The following is a 19,461-nucleotide window of genomic DNA, read 5'->3' as shown; positions in this document are numbered from 1 at the left end:
TCCCGACCCCCTGACTGGTCCCAGCCCTCCTCCCGCCACCCTGACTGGTCCCTGCCCCTCCCCTGACCGGCTTCCAATTGGCCCCGGACGCCCTCCAATTTTGGCACGATCCTTGCTTTTCATTTGGGAAGCGAAGCAAGGAAGCAGACCGCAATGGTTGGATTTTCGGGAATCTGGGGTAGCCAGCCGGCGAGCGGGAGTGGCGAGCGCGTCACCAACGCCATCGCCGACGCCAGCCGCCGGACCGGCGTCGACTTCTCCTACCTCATGGGGCAGGCGCAGATCGAAAGCAGCATGAACCCCAATGCCAAGGCGCGCACATCCAGCGCGACCGGCCTCTACCAGTTCCTCGACCAGAGCTGGCTGGCCGTCATGAACAATCATGGCGCGGAGCATGGCATGGAATGGGCCGCCAACGCGATCCAGCAGGGATCGAACGGCCGCTATTATGTCAGCGACCCCGCCGTGCGGCAGCAGATCCTCGACCTGCGCAAGCATCCCGAAACCGCGTCGGTCATGGCCGCCGAGTTCGCATCGGACAATCGCACCTATCTGGAAAGCCGCACGGGACGCCCGGCGGAATCGGTCGACCTGTACCTGGCCCATTTCCTGGGCGCGGGCGGCGCGGCCAAGTTCCTGACCGCCGCCGACCGCAACCCGGACGCATCGGGCGCGGCGCTGTTCCCGGCGGCCGCGCGCGCCAACCGATCCATATTCTACGACCGGCAGGGCAACAGCCGCAGCCTGTCGGACATCCGCCAGAGCTTTGCCCAGAAGCTGGACAATAGCGCGCGCAACGCCGGGGCGGACGCCGATTATGTCGGCAATTATGACGATTATTCGATCCCGTCGGGCAGCAACAGGGTGCAACCCGCCGATTACCTGCGCATCGCGCAGGCCCGGCTGGCCGCGCAGGACGTGAGCGCCAGCGGCGCCGACGAGGTCGTGAACGCCAATCCGGGCTGGGCCGACACGTCCGGCGAAACACTGGCCGCGATGCCCCGCAACGAGGCCGCCCGCCTCGCCTACCTCATGCTCGCCACTCTTGGACGGTAAGATCCCATGACACGCAACCAGCTCAACGGGAAAATCTGGGTCAATTCGGCCAAGGGTGCGGTGCTGCCGATCGGCATCCTGCTGCTCGTCATGTTCATGATCGTGCCGATCCCGGCGCTGATCCTCGACATCGGCTTCGTCACCAACATCCTTATCAGCCTTGCCGTGCTGATGATCGCGATCAACGCGGCGAAACCGCTGGATTTCTCCAGCTTTCCCACCGTGCTGCTGTTTGCCACGCTGCTGCGCCTCTCGCTCAACGTCGCCTCCACCCGCGTGGTGCTGGTCAGCGGGCATGAGGGGCCGGAAGCGGCGGGCCATGTCATCGAGAGTTTCGGCAGCTTCCTGATCGGCGGCGACTATGTCGTCGGTATCTTCGTGTTCGCCATCCTGATGATTATCAACATGGTGGTCATCACCAAGGGCGCGGGCCGCGTGTCGGAAGTGTCCGCCCGCTTCACCCTGGACGCGATGCCCGGCAAGCAGATGGCGATCGACGCCGACCTGAACGCCGGCCTGCTGACCCCGGAAGAAGCCAAGAAGCGCCGCGCCGAAGTGGCGACCGAAGCCGATTTCTACGGTTCCATGGATGGTGCGTCCAAATTCGTGAAGGGTGACGCGACCGCGGGCATCCTGATCCTGGTCATCAACATCATCGGCGGCATCATTCTGGGCGTGGTCAGCCATGGCCTCGACATCGCCACCGCCGCCAAGACCTATGTCCTGCTGGCCATCGGTGACGCGCTGGTGGCGCAGGTGCCCGCCCTCCTCCTCTCCATCGCGGCGGCGTCCATCGTCACCCGCGTCAAGTCGGAGCAGGACCTGTCGGGCCAGATCGCGGGCCAGTTCGGCGTCAGCCGGGCATGGGTTCCGGTCGCCGCCATCCTCGGCTTCCTCGGCATCCTGCCCGGTATGCCGCATTTCATCATCCTGCCCGCCGCTGGCCTGTCCGGCTTTATCGCGTGGAAGCTGGCCAAGGCGAAGAAGGCCGAACAGGTTGCCGCCGACATGCCGGAACCCGTCGCGCCCGAAAATCTCTCCAACATCGAATGGGGCGATGTGTCGGACAGCGCGATCCTGGGCCTCGAAATCGGCTATGGCCTCATCAGCCTGGTCGACGAGCGCAAGGACGCGCCGCTGATGGGCCGCATCACCGGCATCCGCCGCCAGTTGAGCCGCGAGTTGGGCTTTGTCGTGCCGATGATCCGCGTGAAGGACAATCTGGCGCTCGGCCCCAACCAGTATCGCATCACCATCGCGGGCGTCATCGTGGGCGAGGACGAGGTGTGGCCGGACGATTTGCTGGCGCTGGACTCCGGCGCGCTGGAAGGCACGGTCGAGGGCCGCCCCGGCAAAGACCCGACATTCGGCCTCGAAGCCGTGTGGATCAGCCCGGCCCGCCGCAGCGAAGCGGTGGTCGCCGGTTACACCGTTGTCGATCCGTCAACGGTCATCGCCACCCACCTGAACCATATGGTCGCCCATAATGCGGCCGAGATGTTCGGCATGGACGAGGCGCGCAAGCTGCTCGACACGCTGAAGGAGGTCGCGCCGCAACTGGTCGACGGGCTGACGCCCAATCCGCTGAGCCTGTCGCAGATCGCCGCCGTGTGCCGGGCGCTTCTGGCCGAGGGCGTGCCGCTCAAGGACTTCCGCCGCATTGCGGAGGCGCTGGTGGACTGCGCCCGCCCGGACCTCAACATCGGCCAGTTGACCGAAGCCGTGCGGCAGCGCATCGGATCGCTCATCATCCAGACGCTGGTTCCGGTCCGTATGCCCCTGCCCGTCATCACGCTGGACGGCGAGCTGGAGGGGCTGCTGGCGCAGGCGATGCGCGTGGGCGGCGACGCCAAGCATCCGATCGAACCGGCGCTGGCCGGGCGAATCGTCGAATCGGTGACCACCGCGGCCCGTCCGCTGATGGCCGAGGCGCGCAGCTTCGCCATCGTCACCTCCCCCGTGGCGCGCCGGGCGCTGAGCCGCCTGTTCCGCCCCCACCTGCCGGAAACCCCCGTCCTGTCGTTCCTGGAGATACCGGACGGCAAGCCGGTGGAGGTCGCGGCGGTCGTGGGCAATCACGACAGAATTTCCGCGCACGCCGGGTAAATGACAAAGTTGGTTAAGCCTTTTGGGATAGAGCGGTTTTCATGAGCCTTGCAGCACATCAGGACACGGGCCTCACCTATGGCCGCCGCGCGACGGGACCGACGCCGGACCAGTTGGCGCGCCAATATATGCCGATCGTTCGCAAGATCGCCTGGCACGTCCATGGCCGCGTCTCCAACTCCGTCGACATCGAGGATCTGCTCCAGATCGGCATGGTAGCGCTGGTCGAGGCGGCGAACAGTTTCGAGGATCGCGGCCATGGCTTTGCCGCCTACGCCCAGTTGCGCGTGCGCGGCGCGATGATCGACCAGTTGCGGCGCAACGCCACCATCTGCCGCTCCGCCATGGCGCGGCGCAAGCAGATCGGCAAAGCGCGCGAGATGCTGGAACAGCGCACGGGGCGCACGCCGAGCGAGGGGGAGATCGCCACGCTGCTGGGCCTCAACCCCGACCAGTGGCGCGAACTGACCGCCGGCACGGAGGTCGCGCAGGTGCAGAGCATGGACGAGGTCTATTCCGACCAGTCCATGTGGTTTGCCGATGTGGAAGACCGGGCCGACGACATCCTCGAACGCGAATCGCTGAAGAAGGCGGTCGCGGCCTGCATCGCGGAACTGCCGCAGCGCGAGGGCCTCGTCCTGCAACTCTATTTCGTGGAGGAGATGAACCTCGACGAGATCGGCCAGACGCTGGACATCGGCGCGGCGCGGGTGTGCCAGATCAAGAAAGCGGCGCTGGACAAGCTGCGCGCGAAACTGGCGGAATGGGCCGACTGAGACGGGCCTACCGCTGAGCCGACTGAAGTCCACTTACCCCGAAGCGTGATTGCGAGCGCAGCGAAGCCATCCAGAGGAACCGCACCCCTCTGGATGGCTTCGCTGCGCTCGCAAGGACGAGTGACTGGAGACGAGGGGATTTGGCGCGAAACGCCTAGGCGTCCTTCGCGGGAGCCTTTCGCGCGGATTTAGGCGCTTTCTTCACCGCCGCCTTGCCCGCGGCAGGCGTCTTCACCGGCTTCTTCTCCACGACCTTCACAGGCCCCTTCTTGGCCGCATGATCCTTCAGCGCCGCGTCGATCTGCGCGATCCGCTGGCGTTCCGGCGTATCCTTGGCGAGGCCGCGCAGCCGGCAATAGGCCCACAGGCTCTTGCGCTCCGATTCCAGTGCCTTTTGATACAAATCCGCCATTTCGCCTCCATGCTGGCCCTGTCGCATAGGGGAATTGGCGGCCGGAAGCGACAGGCTTATGCCCTCCCCTCGCACAACAAAGGGACTCGAAGGCAGACATAGGGCCGCCTATAGGCGTAACGATCGCCCGTCCCCTGTTCAGGAGCAAAGTCGGACATGAGCATCCCTGGCCTCATTGGCGTGCTGGTCGCCGCATCGGGCACGGCCACGCCGGGGCATCCCGTCGGATCGCCTGCGGATTGGGTTTCGACCAGTGACTATCCCGCGTCCGCGCTGGCCGCTCATGAGGAAGGGACTACGGCCTTTCGGGTCGGTTTCGATGTCGATGGTGCCGTCACCACCTGCGAAGTGACGCAAGGCAGTGGATCGGCGGCGCTGGATGAGGCCACCTGTCGGCTGGTCACCGCGCGGGCGCGCTTCGCACCGGGGCGGGATGCCAAGGGCAAGCCGCAAGCAGGAACCTATGCCTCCCGCGTGCGCTGGGTCATACCCGTCGGTGTCCAGCCCCTGCCAACGCACAAGAAGGTCAACGCCATCAGGATAGATATTGGCGCCGATGGCAAGATCGAGCGGTGCCAGCCGATGACCGACGGGAACACCGCGGAACTAAAAGGATGCCAGCAGCAACAGGTGGGGGCCTTCCGCGGCGCCTATAGCATCCATGAGAAGCCCGCACCCTATACGGTTATCCTGACTCAGACGGTCGAAATGATACCCCGCTGATCGCAGAAACCGGGCTCAAGGGAGTGCCATCCGCCAAGTAAGGGGCGGCAGGTCATGGCCCGAAGGGATCGACCGCCGCCCCTTCGGCCTTCTATCCCTTCGCCTCCTCCTCCTCGAACGTCACCGCCACATCGGCGTTGGCGGAGAGGCGGACGGTGCCATCCTCGACACTGGCGACAAGGCCGCCGGGGATATAATGGTGATGGCCCTTGTGGCTGCCCTCTCCGCTGTCCTTCTTCGTCAGCTTGATACGGTTGCCGTCAACATGATCCACCGTGCCGACATGGACACCGTCGGCGCCGATGACTTCGGCATGCTCCTTGATTGCACTCAGATCGGCCATGGGTAACTCTCCTTTGCTGGTCCGTTGCGCTCAACGCGCCGGAACCGGCAAAGGGCGCATCGGCCCGTCGCGTCGGTCGCTCACGCCACCCCCTTGCTTTTCCGGCATTTCGCAACTATAGGCCCGCCACCCGTCATGGTCATCCCTGGAGGCGTGACGGCCCTACAACCCAAGCATTTGGAGACAGATATGAGCGAGCAGCTTACGCTGTCGGCCGAGGCACGCGATCGGGCAGGCAAGGGAGCCTCCCGCGCCCTTCGCCGCGAAGGCCGTGTTCCCGCCGTCATTTACGGTAACAATGAAGAACCCCAGATCGTGCATGTCGAGGAAAAGCTCCTCAACAAGCTGCTGGGCACCGGCCATTTCTTCAACTCGGTGGTCTTCGTCGAAGTCGACGGCAAGAAGGTCCGCACCCTGCCCAAGGACGTGGCTTTCCACCCCGTGACCGACCGCCCGCTGCACGCAGACTTCCTGCGCGTGGGTGAGCACACGACCGTGCACGTCAACGTGCCCGTCGTGTTCGCGAACGAAGACGCATCGCCCGGCATCAAGCGCGGCGGCGTCCTGAACATCGTCAGCCACGAGCTGGAACTGATCGTCGACGCGGCGGAAATCCCCGACGACATCATCGTCGACCTGACCGGCCTGGACGTCGGCGCGTCGATCCACCTGCACGACATCAAGCTGCCCAAGGGCGCGAAGGTCGCGCATGAGGAGCAGGACCAGACGATCGCGACCATCGTCGCCCCCTCCGCGCTGAAGAGCAGCGAAGGCGAGGCGGAAGCGGAAGCCTGATCGCATCATTGATGTGATGACCGTTCGCCCTGAGCTTGTCGCCAAGCTCAGGGCGAACCTGTTTCAGCGGTTGGAGACGGACGGATGCAATTGTGGGTCGGCCTCGGCAATCCCGGTCCTGACTATGCGCTGCACCGGCACAATGTCGGCTTCATGGCGCTGGACGTCATCGCGGACATGTATCGCTTTTCCGGCTGGAAGAAGCAGTTCCAGGGCTGGACCGCCGAAGGGCGCATCGGCCCGGAGAAGATCCTGCTGCTGAAACCCGCCACCTTCATGAACGAAAGCGGCCGCGCGGTGGGCGAGGCGCTGCGCTTCTACAAGCTGGCCGTGGAGGATGTGACCGTCCTGCACGACGAACTCGACCTGGCCCCCATGAAGATCAAGGTCCGGCGCGGCGGCGGCACGGCGGGGCACAACGGCCTGCGTTCCACCGACGCGCATATCGGCAACGCCTTTCGCCGGGTGCGGATCGGCATCGGCCATCCGGGGCACAAGGACCGCGTGACCGGCTATGTGCTGGGCAATTACCACAAGAGCGAGGTCGACGCGCTGGCCGACATGCTGGGCGCCATCGGCGCGGAAGCGGAATGGCTCGCCAAGGGTGATGACGTGCGCTTCATGAACGATGTGGCGATGCGGCTGGCGGATTAGGGTGTGGGCGCGGCGGAATGGTGGTGAATTTCCTGCCCCTTTCCCCCGACGTCATCCCGGACGTGATCGGGGGTGACGCTTTTACCCTTCCCTTCGCCCTGAGCTTGTCGATCCAAAGGGCGGGTGAAGCCCCACGACTATATTGCCCTTCTTCGCTGTGGCTCTTGAAGAAAAACAGCCCTTCGACACGCTCAGGACGAACGGAGTTGGGTTGTCCGTTCCTGGCCACTTGCTGACCATCCGGGTACGGCGCAGGATATTTCGTCGGCCATCATGTGCGGTCCCTGCCCGGCCGTGTCGTCATGGCCATGGGGGTCAAGCATTTCCCCGTTCGGTAATCGCAGGGCCAGGCCGGACGGCTGGCGGAAATGGCAAGGCAATGACGGTTTCGGCATGGATCGCCGCTCTCCTCCTGACAGGCGCACTGGCCGACGAAGCCGCACCGACATCGCCCCTGCCCGCTCCCGCGCCGACGCCATCGTCCGCACCCCCCGTCCCTGCGGCATCCGCAGCGACGCCAGACGCCATCGCGCCGGGGGTGGGAAGTGTGCAGGCGGAGACGCCGGAGGGGGCGAGATCGGAGGCGACGGGCGATCAGGCTCCGGTTCAGGCCACCGCTCCCGCGCCTGCCCCTACGCCAGTGCCACCCTCAACCGCCACGCCCACGCCAACCTCCACCTCCGCCGCAACGGGGGCAGCCGCCGATGAAACCGACATTGTCGTCAAGGCGCGCCATCATGCGCCGCCGGGCGATCCGCTGGAGGCGGTCAACATGAAGACCTTTGCGGTCGTGCAGGGGCTGGACAAGATATTGGTCCGCCCGGCGTCCAAGGCCTATCAACGCATCCTGCCCGATCCGCTACGCAGCGGCATCCGCAACGTCATCAACAACCTGCGCGAACCCGTGGTCTTTCTGAACTTCCTGCTCCAGCTCAAGCCGGGCAAGGCGTTCGAGACGGTGGGCCGCTTCGCGATCAACAGCACGATCGGCGGCGCGGGCCTGTTCGACATCGCCAGACGCAAACCCTTCCACCTGCCCCGCCGCCCCAACGGGCTGGGCAATACATTGGGCTATTATGGGGTGGGACCGGGGCCGTTCTTCTACCTGCCCATCTTTGGCCCCACCACATTGCGCGACCTGATCGGCGACAATCTGGATCGCGGGGTGTTGCCCGCGGCGGTCGGGACGCCGTTCGACAAGCCCGCCTATGTGCTGGGCATCGGGTCGGCCAGTTCGCTGGACCAGCGGGCCGAATTCGACGAGAAGCTGGAGGAGCTGCATCGGGGCAGCGACCCCTATGCCCAGACGCGCGCGGATTATCTGCGCAGCCGGCAAGCCGCCATCGACGCACTGCGTGGCAGGCGCGCCGCCCCGCCCCCGGTGCCCGTCAGCCCCGCCGCTAACGTCCCCGCACCCGTCACGGTCGCGCCCGTCACCGGTGCAGCGGACCCGGTGGCCCCGGCGGGCGGAGCGCCCTCCCCCGCGCCGTGACTTTCGCCCGCCGCCGCCCTGCTCAACGGGTCATCCGCCACGGCTGGCAATCCGGCGCGCCCGGCGCTAAAGGGCGTGCCGTACAGATCGGCCAACACAGACCAGACGGATGGATCAATGGGTTTCAAATGCGGGATTGTCGGGCTGCCCAATGTGGGCAAGTCCACGCTGTTCAACGCGCTGACGGAGACGCAGGCGGCGCAGGCGGCCAATTATCCCTTCTGCACCATCGAGCCGAACGTCGGCAATGTCGCCGTGCCGGATACGCGGCTGGACGCGCTGGCCGGGATCGCGGGCAGCCAGAAGATCATCGCGACCCAGCTAGGGTTCGTGGACATCGCCGGGCTGGTCCGCGGCGCGTCCAAGGGCGAAGGGTTGGGCAACCAGTTCCTGGGCAACATCCGCGAGGTGGACGCCATCGTCCATGTCCTGCGCTGTTTCGAGAATGACGACATCCAGCATGTCGACAACAAGGTCGATCCCATCGCGGATGCGGAGACGGTCGAGACGGAGCTGATGCTGTCCGATCTGGAGTCGCTGGAAAAGCGGGTGCCCGCCGCGCAGAAGAAGGCGGCGCAGGGCGACAAGGAGAGCAAGATCGCCGCGTCCGTGCTGGGCCAGGCGCTCGACCTGCTGCGCGAGGGCAAGCCCGCGCGCCTGACCGTGCCAAAGGATGAAGAGGAAGCCCGCGTCCTGAAGCAGGCGCAGTTGCTGACCGGCAAGCCCGTTCTCTATGTCTGCAACGTGGACGAGGACAATGCCGCCGACGGCAACGCCTTCTCCGCCCGCGTGTTCGAGAAAGCCGCCGCCGAGGGCGCGCAGGCCGTCGTCGTCTCCGCCGCCATCGAGGCGGACATCGTGACCATGGCGCCGGAGGACCGGACCGAGTTCCTGACCGAACTGGGACTGACCGAGACCGGCCTCGCCCGCGTCATCCGCGCCGGATACGAACTGCTGCACCTCATCACCTTCTTCACCGTGGGGCCGAAGGAAGCGCGCGCCTGGACCGTGCACAAGGGCGCGACCGCCCCCAATGCAGCGGGCGAGATCCACTCGGATTTCGAGAAGGGCTTCATCCGCGCGGAGACGGTGGCCTATGAAGACTTTGTCGCGCTGGGCGGCGAAAGCAAAGCGCGTGAAGCGGGCAAGCTGCGCGCCGAAGGCAAGGCCTATGTCGTTCAGGACGGGGACGTAATGCATTTCCTGCATAGCTGACCGGACCTTGGCGACAGCTTTTGGCGGCAGCACAGCGACTTGCCGCCAAAATCCTCGCAAGGTTAATCTGCGAACAGGATAATAACACCTTGCCAGTATAGTCCCGCTTTTATAATCGGGACTCGGCCGAACAGGTCGACAGGGTGGGGCATGGCAATTTCAGGGGCTTTGCGCCGGACTTCGGGTCTGGCGTCTTTATTCTGCGTTTTCCTGAGCTTCCCGACATGGGACGGCGCGGCTGTGGCGAATCAGGCCGATGGCGCGGGCCGTGCGGCCGCGACGGGCAATGGCGTCGGCACGCCGTTCGAACTGACCTTCTGGCAGGCGGTGACGGAGAGCAACGACCGCGCCCAGCTCGAAGCCTATCTGACCCAATATCCCAATGGCACGTTCAGCGGGCTGGCGCGGGCCAAGATTGCCGCGCTGGCCCCGCCGGTCGCGCCCGTCCCGGCAGCCGCTGCGCCCGTGGCAAGCGCGCCGGTGCCCCCTGCCCCGGTTGCGGCCCTGCCCGTCGCGCCTGCGTCGGTTGCGCCCGTGCCGGTAGCGGCACCGCTGTCCGCCACGGCGGCGATCCTGTCGGGCATGACGGCGACGTCCGCGTCCGCAGCGCCTGTCGCCGCCGCCCCTGCTGCTGCCGCACCCGTGGCCCCTGCCTCGCTGCTCGACCAGCTGACCGCCGTGGGCAAGGGCGGCCGGTCGGAAACGCCCGCGCTGTTCACCGTGACCGGGCCAGTGCCGGCGCGCCCCGCCTTCGCCCCGGTCGCCGCCGTCACCATCCCCGCCAGCTTCTGCTCGGCGGTGGAGCGCAACCGCTTCCACGACAGCGTCTATGTGCCCGCCGTGGCGCAGGCGGACCAGAATAATACGGCGACCATCGCCCATCTGCAAAATGTGCAGGCGCTGCACGCGCAGGCGATCGCCGCGAACAATATCGCGGGGGCCAATGCGCTGGCCCGCGAAGCCACCGAGTTCAAGCCCGTCGCCGATCAGGCCTATACCGCCCGCATCGCCATGACCGACCTTTTCGCGCGGATCATGGCCGCGCCCCTCTCTGGATGTTGAGGAACAGCATGACCCTGAAAATGATCGTCGCAGGCGTCATCGCCCTGACCACCGCAACCGCCAGCCCGGCGGCCAACTGCTGGAACATGGAGCGGGTGGCGGCAGCGCGCATCGCGGAATTCAACGCGGCGATGATGGTCACGACCCTGCAATGCGACCTCATCAGCGTGGACATCAAGTCCAGCTACGAAAGCTTCATCGTCAACTACAAGAACCGCCTGCAAAGCGCGGACGACCGGCTGAAGCGCCATTTCAAGGATGATGGCGCGGGCGGTGAGAAAAGCTATCACCAGTTCTACACCCAGATCGGCAACCGCTATGGCGCGGCCAAGACGGACAGCGCCCGCTGCGCCCTGTTCGCGGCGGTAGCGACGGAACTCGCCCGGTCGGGATCGAACGACGAGGTGCTGGACAAATATGCCTCCGCGCTGGTGCCCGAACCGGCGATCACCGGCCAACGCTGCGCGCAGATCGCCTCCAAGCCCTGACGCCGTATCGCGCTTCGGTGCTGGCGGGGTGAACCCGGTTCACGGCCCGCGCTTTCGGCGCTCACCCGCTACAGGGCGGCGGTTGGCCAGATTGACCTGCCGCGTCATTGCGAGCGTGGCGAAGCAATCCATTGCGCCGTCCCCTGGATTGCTTCGCTACGCTCGCAATGACGATCCAGGAGCACGTCATCTTACTGAGTGTCGAGAGGCCCGGCCGCAGAACATGCCCACTGGTCCTGCGACACGCTCAGAATGAACGGACAGCGAAGCCGACCATCAGCGGCGTCCGAACAATTTCTCGATGTCGCCATGGGCCAGCTTGATCCATGTCGGGCGGCCATGGTTGCACTGGCCGCTGTGGGGCGTCACCTCCATCTCGCGCAGCAGGGCGTTCATTTCCGCCACCGATAGCGTCCGGCCCGCGCGCACCGATCCATGGCAGGCCATGGTGGCGGCGACATGATCCAGCCGGGCCTTCAGGCTGATCGCCTCGTCAAAGGCGGCGAGATCGTCGGCGATGTCACGCACCAGACCGTGCACATCCCCCGCCCCCAACAGCGCGGGCGTGGCGCGGACCAGCATCGCGGCGGGACCGAACCGCTCCAGTTCCAGCCCCAGTTCGGCCAGTTCGGCCAGCCGCGCCTCCATCCGGTCGCAGGCGGTCTCCTCCAGATCGACCACTTCGGGCAACAGCAGCGCCTGCGGGGCGACACGGCCGCCACCGTTCCCCGCCCCCAGCGCGCGCCGCATCCGCTCCAGCACCAGCCGTTCATGCGCGGCATGCTGGTCCACGACGACAAGGCCGTCCTCCGCCTCCGCAATGATATAGGTGCGCGCCACCTGCCCACGCGCGATGCCCAGCGGGTAGCGGGCGGCATCGCCGATGGGCGCGGCAGGCTCCGCCCGGCCCGCCGGTGCGAAGGCGGAGAACATCGACGCACCCTCCGCCACCACGGCGGGGGCGAAAGCCGGCAGTTCCCCCGTGACGGGATCGAAACCGCCGCCGAACGCATCGCTGCCGAAGCCGCCACCGCTGAAACCACCCGCCGACCCGCCCAGGCCCGCCATCGGCATCTGTTGCGGGGGCATCCCCGCGCCGCCGATCGCTTCGCGCTGCCACAGGCTCATGTCGGTCACGGCGGGCCGCTCGACGGAGCGCGCGCCCGCCTCGTGCAGCGCCTGCCGCAGGCCGCCGACGATCATGCCGCGGATCATGCTGGGTTCGTGGAAGCGCACCTCCGTCTTGGCCGGGTGGCAGTTGATGTCCACGCTCTCCGTCGGCAGGGTGACGAACAGCGCCAGCACCGGATGCCGGTCGCGCGCCAGCAAATCGGCATAGGCGCCGCGCACCGCCCCGATCAGCAGCTTGTCGCGCACCGGGCGGCCGTTGACGAACAGATATTGATGATCCGCCACGCCGCGATGGAAGGTGGGCAGCGACGCGACCCCGGTCAGGGTGACGCCTTCCCGCGCGACAGACACGATCACATGGTTGGCGGCGAGGTCGCGGTCGATCAGCGCGGCGACCCGATCCTCCCGCTCCTCCGGCGGCAGGGAGAGGACGCGGCGACCGTCATGGTCCAGCGCGAAGCCAATATCGGGCCGCGCCATCGCCAGGCGGCGTACAATATCGAGACAGGCGGCATATTCGGACCGGGCCGAACGAAGGAATTTGCGGCGCGCGGGCACCTGCCCGAAGAGCTGCTCGACGCGAACCCGCGTGCCGGGCGGGATGGCGGCGGGGCCTTCCGACACGATCACGCCATTGTCCACCGCGATGGACCAGCCATCCTCCCCCGCCGGTCGGCTGTCCAGCGTCAGCCGGGCGACGCTGGCGATGGAGGGCAGCGCCTCCCCCCGAAAACCAAGGCTTGTCACGGATTCGATATGATCGTCGGGCAATTTGGAGGTCGCATGACGCTCCAGCGCGACGGGCATTTCGTCGCGCGCGATGCCGCGCCCGTTGTCGCTCACCTCAATCAGGTCCGCCCCCCCTGCGGCGAGGCGGATGGCGATGCGCGTGGACCCCGCGTCGATGCTGTTTTCGACCAGTTCCTTGAGCGCACTGGCGGGCCTTTCGACCACTTCACCGGCGGCGATACGGTTGATGAGAGCTTCGGGGAGGCGGCGTATTGACATATGTCAGGGACTAGCCCAAGCGAACGACTTCCGCGAGCCGTTACGCACGATTTATTCTCGAATCGATGGGTCACGACCACCTGCGGAAACACACCCTTATCCGCGCGCATCAGGACTTTTGCGCCTAGGCTGAACAGGACCTGGAATGTCGTTTTTCACCCGCTTGTTCAAATTCTCCTCGCATGACATGGCCATCGACCTCGGCACCGCCAACACCGTCGTTTATGTGCGCGGGCGCGGCATCGTGCTGAACGAACCCTCCGTTGTCGCCGTGGAGACGATCAACGGCGTGAAGCGCGTGAAGGCCGTCGGCAACGACGCCAAGCTGATGATGGGCAAGACGCCGGACAATATCGAGGCGATCCGCCCCCTGCGCGACGGCGTGATCGCGGACATCGACATCGCCGAGCAGATGATCAAGCATTTCATCGACAAGGTGCATGGCAGCCGCCGCATCCTGCGCTTCCCCGAAATCGTGATCTGCGTGCCGTCGGGTTCGACCAGCGTGGAACGCCGCGCCATCCGTGACGCGGCCAGCAATGCGGGCGCGTCACAGGTCTTCCTGATCGAGGAGCCGATGGCCGCCGCGATCGGCGCGGACATGCCCGTGACCGAACCGATCGGCTCCATGGTCGTGGACATCGGCGGCGGCACGACCGAGGTCGCGGTGCTGTCGCTGCGCGGCCTTGCCTACACCACCAGCGTCCGCGTGGGCGGCGACAAGATGGACGAGGCCATCGTCAGCTTCGTGCGTCGCCACCATAACCTGCTGATCGGCGAAGCCACGGCGGAGCGGATCAAGAAGGAATATGGCGTGGCGCAGAAGCCCGCCGATGGCGTGGGCCAGATCATCCATATCAAGGGCCGCGACCTGGTGAACGGCGTGCCCAAGGAAATCAGCATCAACCAGGGCCAGATCGCCGACGCCCTGTCCGAACCCATCGGCACCATCGTCGAGGGCGTCCGCATCGCGCTGGAGAATACCGCGCCGGAACTGGCCGCCGACATCGTCGATCAGGGCATCGTCCTGACCGGCGGCGGCGCGCTGCTGAAGGGTCTGGACGAGGAACTGCGCGACGAGACGGGCCTGCCCGTGACCGTGGCCGAGGAGCCGCTGACCTGCGTCGCGATCGGCACCGGGCGCGCGATGGAAGATCCGATGTTCCGCGGCGTCCTTCAGACCGCATAATTCGAACGGCCAAGGGGTAGTTATGGCGCCGCCGCGCAAACGGCGCCCCGGTTACGACCGGAAGGCGCAATATGGACTGTTCGCGAGCTATGTGATCGCGATCACCGGCGCACTCGCGGCCCTGTTGCTGGTCGTCGTCTCCGCGGCGGACCCGGCGGGCTTTGCGGTGCTGCGCGCGGGCGTGGCGGAAGTGACCCGCCCCGTCTCCGGCACGCTGCGCTCCATGGTGCTGACCATCGGCAATCTGGATGAGATCGTCGGCTCCTACATCAACGCGGGCACGCAGAACATCACCCTGCGCCGGCAGGTGGAGACGACGCGCACCAAGCTGATCGAGGCGGACGCGATCCGGCAGGAGAATATCCGCCTGAAGAGCCTGCTCCATCTCGCCGACGAGGAAGGCGACGTGGTGGCGTCCGGCCGTCTGGTCAGCAGCAGCAGCAGCAGCAGCCGCCGCATCGCCCGGCTGGACGTGGGATCGCGCAGCGGCGTGCAGACCGGCATGCCCGTGCGCGCGGCGGAGGGGCTGGTGGGCCGGGTGCTGTGGGCCGGCCTCAACACCGCCGACATATTGCTGCTGGTCGATAGCGAGAATGTGGTACCCGTGCGCCGCGCCAAGGACAATATCCCCGGCATCTCCCGCGGGCTGGACGATGGCACGGTGGAGATCCGGGCGCTGAATGCGGAGCGCAATCCGTTCCGGCCGGGCGACATCTTTGTAACGTCCGGCATCGGCGGCATCTATCGCCCCAACATCCCGGTCGCGGTGGTCGCGCGGGTGGTGGGCGAGCGCGCCATCGCCATCCCGCTGGCCAATCCAGGCCGGGTCGAACTGGCCATCGTCCAGCGCACATTCCAGTCGGCGGAGGCGCGCGCGCCCGATGCCGCGACGGATGCGGCGGGCCATGGCGGTACGGGAGCCAGCACGGGAGGAGCCGGAACCGCGACGGGCAACGCGGCAACCCAGCCCCCCGCAGGCGCCCCGGCGGAATGAAAAGCCGCTACGCCCGCATGTCGCAATCGCGCAGTCCGCTGCGGATTCGCGCCACGCCCGTCATCACCGTCATGCTGGGATCGCTGCTGCCCGCCATGATCCCCGTGGTGTCGCTGTCACCCACCACCCCGCCGCTGGGCCTGATGCTGCTGCTGGCGTGGCGATTGCTGCGCCCGGAGCTGTGGCCGCTGTGGATCGGCCTGCCCCTGGGCTTTTTCGACGATATTGCGACGGGCCATCCGGTCGGCACCGCCATGTGCCTGTGGACGCTGGCGCTGGTGGTCATCGACAGCATCAGCGTGAGGCTGATCTGGCGCGACTATGCGCAGGACTGGCTGATCGCCAGCATCGCGATTATAGCCATCCTCGCGATGAGCTGGTTATTGATGCATCTGGCGCCGGGTGGCGGCGGCGGCCCGCTGGACCGGCTATGGCCGCAGGCGTTGCTGAGCATCATGTCCTTCCCGCTGGTCGCACGGCTGTGCGCGCGGCTGGACCGCTGGCGGTTGCCGTGAAGCTGTTCGGCAAGAAGATACTGACCGAGGCGCAGCAGAGCCTGACCTTCTCCCGCCGGGCGGTGCTGGTCAGTTCGGCGCAGATGGGCATGGGCGCGCTGCTGGCCACGCGCATGGGCTGGATCGCCATTGCCGAGAATGAAAAATATTCGCTTTTGTCGGAGAGCAACCGGGTCAACCTGACCCTGATCCCGCCCCGGCGCGGTTGGATCGTGGACCGCAAGGGCATCCCCCTCGCCAACAACCGCACCGATTTTCGCGTCGACATCATCCCCGACCGGCTGCGCGATGGCGACCGGGGGCGGGTCGTCGAACTGCTGACCCAATTGCTGGCGCTGCGCCCGGAAGAGGTCGACCGAATCAACGAGAGCCTGGAGAAGGCCGCCGGTTTCCAGCCGGTGCAGGTCGCCGACGGCCTCGACTATGCCAAATATGCCGCGGTCAGCGTGCGCCTGTCCGAACTGCCCGGCGTCGCGCCATCGCAGGGCTTTTCCCGCTTCTATCCCGCCGGGCCGTCGGTCGGGCACCTGATCGGCTATGTCGGCGGGGCCAGCGCCAAGGAATATGAGAAGACGCGCGACCCGCTGCTCATCACGCCGGGGTTCAAGGTCGGCAAGCAGGGGCTGGAGCAATTTTACGACGGGCCGCTGACCGGCAAGCCGGGCGCGCGCCGGGTCGAGGTGACGGCGCGCGGCCGGATCGTGCGCGACCTGGCCACCCGGCCCGACGTGGCGGGCAAGACGGTGAAGCTGACCATCGACGCGGGCCTTCAGGACTATGCCGGGCGGCGCATGGGGACGCAGAGCGGCGCGGTGGTGGTGATGGACTGCTCGACCGGCGACGTGCTGGCCAGCGCGTCCATGCCCAGTTTCGACCCCAACAGTTTTTCCGACGGCATATCGCATCTGGAATGGGAGATGCTGTCCAAGGACGACCATGTCCCCCTGCGCAACAAGGCGCTGCAGGGCCTCTACCCCCCCGGATCGACGGTCAAGCCGATGGTCGCCCTGTCCTTTCTGGAGCATGGGCTGGACCCGGACGAGCATGTCGGCTGCACCGGGGCGGTGCGCGTCGGCAACACGCTGTTCCACTGCTGGAAGCGGGGCGGCCATGGCGCGATCAACATGGGCCGCGCGATTGCACAAAGCTGCGACATTTATTTCTATGTCATGGCGCAGCGGTTCGGCATGGACGTGATCGCGGACATGGCCCGCCGCCTCGGCCTCGGCCAGAAATATGACCTGCCCTTCCCCAGCCAAAGCTATGGCACGGTGCCCGACCCGGCGTGGAAGCAGAAGAAATATAACCAGCCCTGGGCGATATACGACACGGTCAACGCGACCATCGGGCAGGGCTATATGCTGGTCAACCCGACGCAGATGGCGGTGATGGCGTCGCGCCTCGCCTCCGGTCGGGCGCTGGTCCCGCATTTCCTGGCGGACGGCAAGCGACACGACGCCCCGCCGCTGGGCGTGCGGCAGGAGAACCTCGACCTGATCCACACCGCGATGAGCAATGTCATCAACGGCGGCGGCACCGGCGGCGCGGCGCGCCTGCCCGTGCCCGGCGTGCTGATGGCGGGCAAGACCGGCACCGCGCAGGTCCGGCGCATCACCATGGCGGAACGGTCGCGCGGCGTGCGCGGCAACAGCTCCCTGCCGTTCAAGCTGCGCGACCATGCGCTGCTCCAGTGCTTCGCGCCGTTCGACAAGCCGCGCTATGCGCTGGGCTGCATCCTCGAACATAATGGCCATGTGACGCGGATCATGGATTCGACCACCATCTCCAGCGACATCATGTCCTATCTGTTCGACCCGGCGGGCGCGATGGAGCGGCTGGAGAAGCTGGAGAAGGAATGGGGCGGCACGCCGCAACAGCGGCTGGAGAAGCAGATCGTCGCCTATCGCATCGAAAAGGGCGTGGCCGCCGCCGCGACGGAAACCGCCAATGCGGCCGGCACCGGCGCGGCGAACGACAGCGCCCCCGTCAACACCGCCGAGGATGAGCAGGAGGCCGAACGGCCCGCACCGACCCCGGCGGCGGCCGGCGCATCCACGGGCGCGGCAGCCCCCGCGGCGACCGCCTCCCCTGCCGCCGCCGCCCTGCCCGGCGCCGCCGCCAACGCATCGACACCGCGCCCATGAGCATGGTGCCCGAACCGCTGCGCCGCCTGCCCTGGCGCGTCTACGGCCTACTGGCCCTCATGGCCCTGTTCGGCTGCGTCGTGCTGTACAGCGCGGCGGGTGGCCACCTGATGCCATGGGCCGGGATGCAGGCGGCCCGCTTCCTCGTCTTCTGCGTGATGGCGGAGGCGATTTCGCGTATCCCCTTCTCGCTGGTCGAACGGACCGCCCTCCCCCTCTATGGCGCGGTGCTGGCCGCGCTGGTGCTGGTCGAGCTGATCGGCGGCGTCGCGGGGGGCAGCCAGCGGTGGATCAACCTGGGCTTCATGCAGTTGCAGCCGTCCGAGTTCATGAAACCGGCCTGCGTGCTGGCGGTGGCGCGATTCTACACGCTGCTGCCCGCGCGCCAAGTGCGAAGCTGGACGGCGATCTGGCCCGCGCTGGCGCTGATCGGCATCCCCGCCGCGCTCATCATGATCCAGCCCGACCTCGGCACCGCGCTGATGGTGACGGCGGGCGGCATCACGGTGATGTTCCTGGCGGGCCTGCCCATGCGCCTGTTCCTGGGCGCAGGCGCGGCGGTGGCGGCGATCGTCCCCATCGCCTTCACCATGCTGCACGATTATCAGCAGAAGCGCGTCCTGATCTTCATGGACCCGGAAAGCGACCCGCTGGGCGCGGGATACCATATCAGCCAGTCCAAGATCGCGATCGGGTCCGGCGGCATCTTTGGCAAGGGCTTCCTGAACGGCACACAGAGCCATCTCGACTATCTGCCCGAAGGCCATACCGATTTCGTCTTCGCCACCATGGCGGAGGAATGGGGCGTGGTCGGCGGAGTGTTCCTGATCGTCTGCTTCATGCTGCTGCTGCGCTGGGGCATGCGCGTGGCCCAGCGCACGGAGCAGAAATTTCCGCGCATGGTGGTGGCGGGCCTGACCATGACGATCTTCTTCTACATTGCCATCAACATGTCGATGGTGATGGGCCTGGCGCCGGTGGTGGGCATCCCCCTGCCCTTCATGTCGTATGGCGGGTCGTCGATGATGACGATCATGATGTGCGTGGGCATCATCCTGAACATCGACCGGACGCGCTCGCGCAGTTCCGCGACAGGGTGGCGATGAGGAAAATCGGGGCCTGTATCGGGACCAGTGCGGCTCATCGGCCACAGCCGGACCAAAGCTTTTTCAAAAAGTGCGAATTTCCGTTTGCCAGCGACGAAAACCCGCGCTAGAGGCGCACCCCTGACGAGGCGAACCGGACACCAAACCCGGTTCTGAACGCCGAAATGGACGCATAGCTCAGTTGGTAGAGCAGCTGACTCTTAATCAGCGGGTCCTTGGTTCGAGCCCAAGTGCGTCCACCAAACTTTTCAA

At 66.5% G+C, this 19,461-nt stretch carries 18 protein-coding genes and 1 tRNA gene; 16 read left to right on the top strand and 3 right to left on the bottom strand.

Going from position 1 to position 19,461, the window contains the following annotated elements; translation table 11 throughout:
• Positions 1-153: 153 nt before the first annotated feature.
• From LWE61_RS05680 to LWE61_RS05670, 3 genes are read left to right on the top strand one after another with little or no spacing between them, the layout of a single operon-like run.
• Positions 154-1,056 (top strand): transglycosylase SLT domain-containing protein, encoded by a 903-nt coding sequence (locus tag LWE61_RS05680; RefSeq protein WP_234149052.1) that lies wholly within the window; start codon positions 154-156, stop codon positions 1,054-1,056.
• Positions 1,057-1,062: 6 nt separating this feature from the next.
• A complete protein-coding gene (flhA, locus tag LWE61_RS05675; RefSeq protein ID WP_234149051.1) occupies positions 1,063-3,162 on the top strand; it encodes a flagellar biosynthesis protein FlhA in 2,100 nt (699 codons plus the stop codon).
• A 41-nt stretch (positions 3,163-3,203) separates the two neighbouring features.
• Positions 3,204-3,938 carry a sigma-70 family RNA polymerase sigma factor gene (locus LWE61_RS05670; RefSeq protein WP_234149050.1) on the top strand — a complete coding sequence of 245 codons (735 nt, stop codon included), beginning with the start codon at positions 3,204-3,206 and terminating at the stop codon, positions 3,936-3,938.
• Between the two features lie 154 nt (positions 3,939-4,092).
• Here LWE61_RS05670 and LWE61_RS05665 read toward each other — a convergent pair whose 3' ends face one another.
• Complete coding sequence (locus LWE61_RS05665; RefSeq protein WP_234149049.1) at positions 4,093-4,350, bottom strand: hypothetical protein; 258 nt, start codon at positions 4,348-4,350, stop codon at positions 4,093-4,095.
• Positions 4,351-4,506: 156 nt separating this feature from the next.
• Here LWE61_RS05665 and LWE61_RS05660 point away from each other — a divergent pair, with 156 nt between their 5' ends.
• Positions 4,507-5,073: an energy transducer TonB gene (locus LWE61_RS05660; RefSeq protein ID WP_234149048.1), complete on the top strand. Its 567-nt coding sequence runs from the start codon at positions 4,507-4,509 to the stop codon at positions 5,071-5,073.
• A gap of 91 nt (positions 5,074-5,164) precedes the next feature.
• On the opposite strand, the gene LWE61_RS05655 is transcribed toward LWE61_RS05660, so the two are convergent.
• Positions 5,165-5,416: a DUF2171 domain-containing protein gene (locus tag LWE61_RS05655; protein WP_234149047.1), complete on the bottom strand. Its 252-nt coding sequence runs from the start codon at positions 5,414-5,416 to the stop codon at positions 5,165-5,167.
• 189 nt (positions 5,417-5,605) lie between these two features.
• Between LWE61_RS05655 and LWE61_RS05650 the strand changes: the two genes are divergently transcribed.
• The 6 genes from LWE61_RS05650 to LWE61_RS05625 all read left to right on the top strand — a co-directional run bounded on the left by LWE61_RS05650 (position 5,606) and on the right by LWE61_RS05625 (position 11,122).
• A complete protein-coding gene (locus LWE61_RS05650; RefSeq protein ID WP_234149046.1) occupies positions 5,606-6,211 on the top strand; it encodes a 50S ribosomal protein L25/general stress protein Ctc in 606 nt (201 codons plus the stop codon).
• A gap of 84 nt (positions 6,212-6,295) precedes the next feature.
• Positions 6,296-6,865, top strand: a complete 570-nt coding sequence (pth, locus tag LWE61_RS05645) for an aminoacyl-tRNA hydrolase (protein ID WP_234149045.1) — start codon at positions 6,296-6,298, stop codon at positions 6,863-6,865.
• 379 nt (positions 6,866-7,244) lie between these two features.
• Positions 7,245-8,357, top strand: coding sequence for an MlaA family lipoprotein (locus tag LWE61_RS05640; protein ID WP_234149044.1), 1,113 nt, complete (start codon positions 7,245-7,247; stop codon positions 8,355-8,357).
• 117 nt (positions 8,358-8,474) lie between these two features.
• Positions 8,475-9,572 carry a redox-regulated ATPase YchF gene (gene ychF / locus LWE61_RS05635; protein WP_234149043.1) on the top strand — a complete coding sequence of 366 codons (1,098 nt, stop codon included), beginning with the start codon at positions 8,475-8,477 and terminating at the stop codon, positions 9,570-9,572.
• Between the two features lie 240 nt (positions 9,573-9,812).
• Positions 9,813-10,634 (top strand): hypothetical protein, encoded by an 822-nt coding sequence (locus tag LWE61_RS05630; RefSeq protein ID WP_234149042.1) that lies wholly within the window; start codon positions 9,813-9,815, stop codon positions 10,632-10,634.
• An 8-nt stretch (positions 10,635-10,642) separates the two neighbouring features.
• Entirely contained in the window at positions 10,643-11,122 is a 480-nt protein-coding gene (locus tag LWE61_RS05625; RefSeq protein WP_234149041.1) for a hypothetical protein, read from the top strand.
• A gap of 276 nt (positions 11,123-11,398) precedes the next feature.
• Here the strand turns inward: LWE61_RS05625 and mutL are convergent, their stop codons facing one another.
• Positions 11,399-13,261, bottom strand: coding sequence for a DNA mismatch repair endonuclease MutL (gene mutL, locus LWE61_RS05620; RefSeq protein WP_234149040.1), 1,863 nt, complete (start codon positions 13,259-13,261; stop codon positions 11,399-11,401).
• Between the two features lie 145 nt (positions 13,262-13,406).
• On the opposite strand from mutL, the gene LWE61_RS05615 reads away from it, so the two are divergent.
• From LWE61_RS05615 to LWE61_RS05590, 6 genes are all read left to right on the top strand, one after another.
• The gene (locus LWE61_RS05615) at positions 13,407-14,450 is read left to right on the top strand and encodes a rod shape-determining protein (protein WP_234149039.1); all 1,044 of its coding nucleotides are present in this window, start codon (positions 13,407-13,409) and stop codon (positions 14,448-14,450) included.
• A gap of 22 nt (positions 14,451-14,472) precedes the next feature.
• Positions 14,473-15,444: a rod shape-determining protein MreC gene (gene mreC / locus LWE61_RS05610; RefSeq protein ID WP_234149038.1), complete on the top strand. Its 972-nt coding sequence runs from the start codon at positions 14,473-14,475 to the stop codon at positions 15,442-15,444.
• Positions 15,441-15,959, top strand: coding sequence for a rod shape-determining protein MreD (gene mreD / locus LWE61_RS05605; protein WP_234149037.1), 519 nt, complete (start codon positions 15,441-15,443; stop codon positions 15,957-15,959). The genes mreC and mreD overlap by 4 nt, the downstream gene beginning before the upstream one ends.
• Entirely contained in the window at positions 15,875-18,103 is a 2,229-nt protein-coding gene (mrdA, locus tag LWE61_RS05600) for a penicillin-binding protein 2 (RefSeq protein WP_234149036.1), read from the top strand. Before mreD ends, mrdA begins: the two co-directional genes overlap by 85 nt.
• Complete coding sequence (gene rodA / locus LWE61_RS05595; protein ID WP_234149035.1) at positions 18,100-19,209, top strand: rod shape-determining protein RodA; 1,110 nt, start codon at positions 18,100-18,102, stop codon at positions 19,207-19,209. The genes mrdA and rodA overlap by 4 nt, the downstream gene beginning before the upstream one ends.
• 166 nt (positions 19,210-19,375) lie before the next feature.
• Positions 19,376-19,451 (top strand) — tRNA-Lys (locus tag LWE61_RS05590).
• The last annotated feature ends 10 nt before the right edge of the window (positions 19,452-19,461 follow it).

Source organism: Sphingobium sufflavum (genome assembly GCF_021403115.1).
Taxonomy (GTDB): domain Bacteria; phylum Pseudomonadota; class Alphaproteobacteria; order Sphingomonadales; family Sphingomonadaceae; genus Sphingobium; species Sphingobium sufflavum.
The sequence above is the reverse complement of the archived record's forward strand: the minus strand, read 5'-3'. Positions and strand labels throughout refer to the sequence as shown.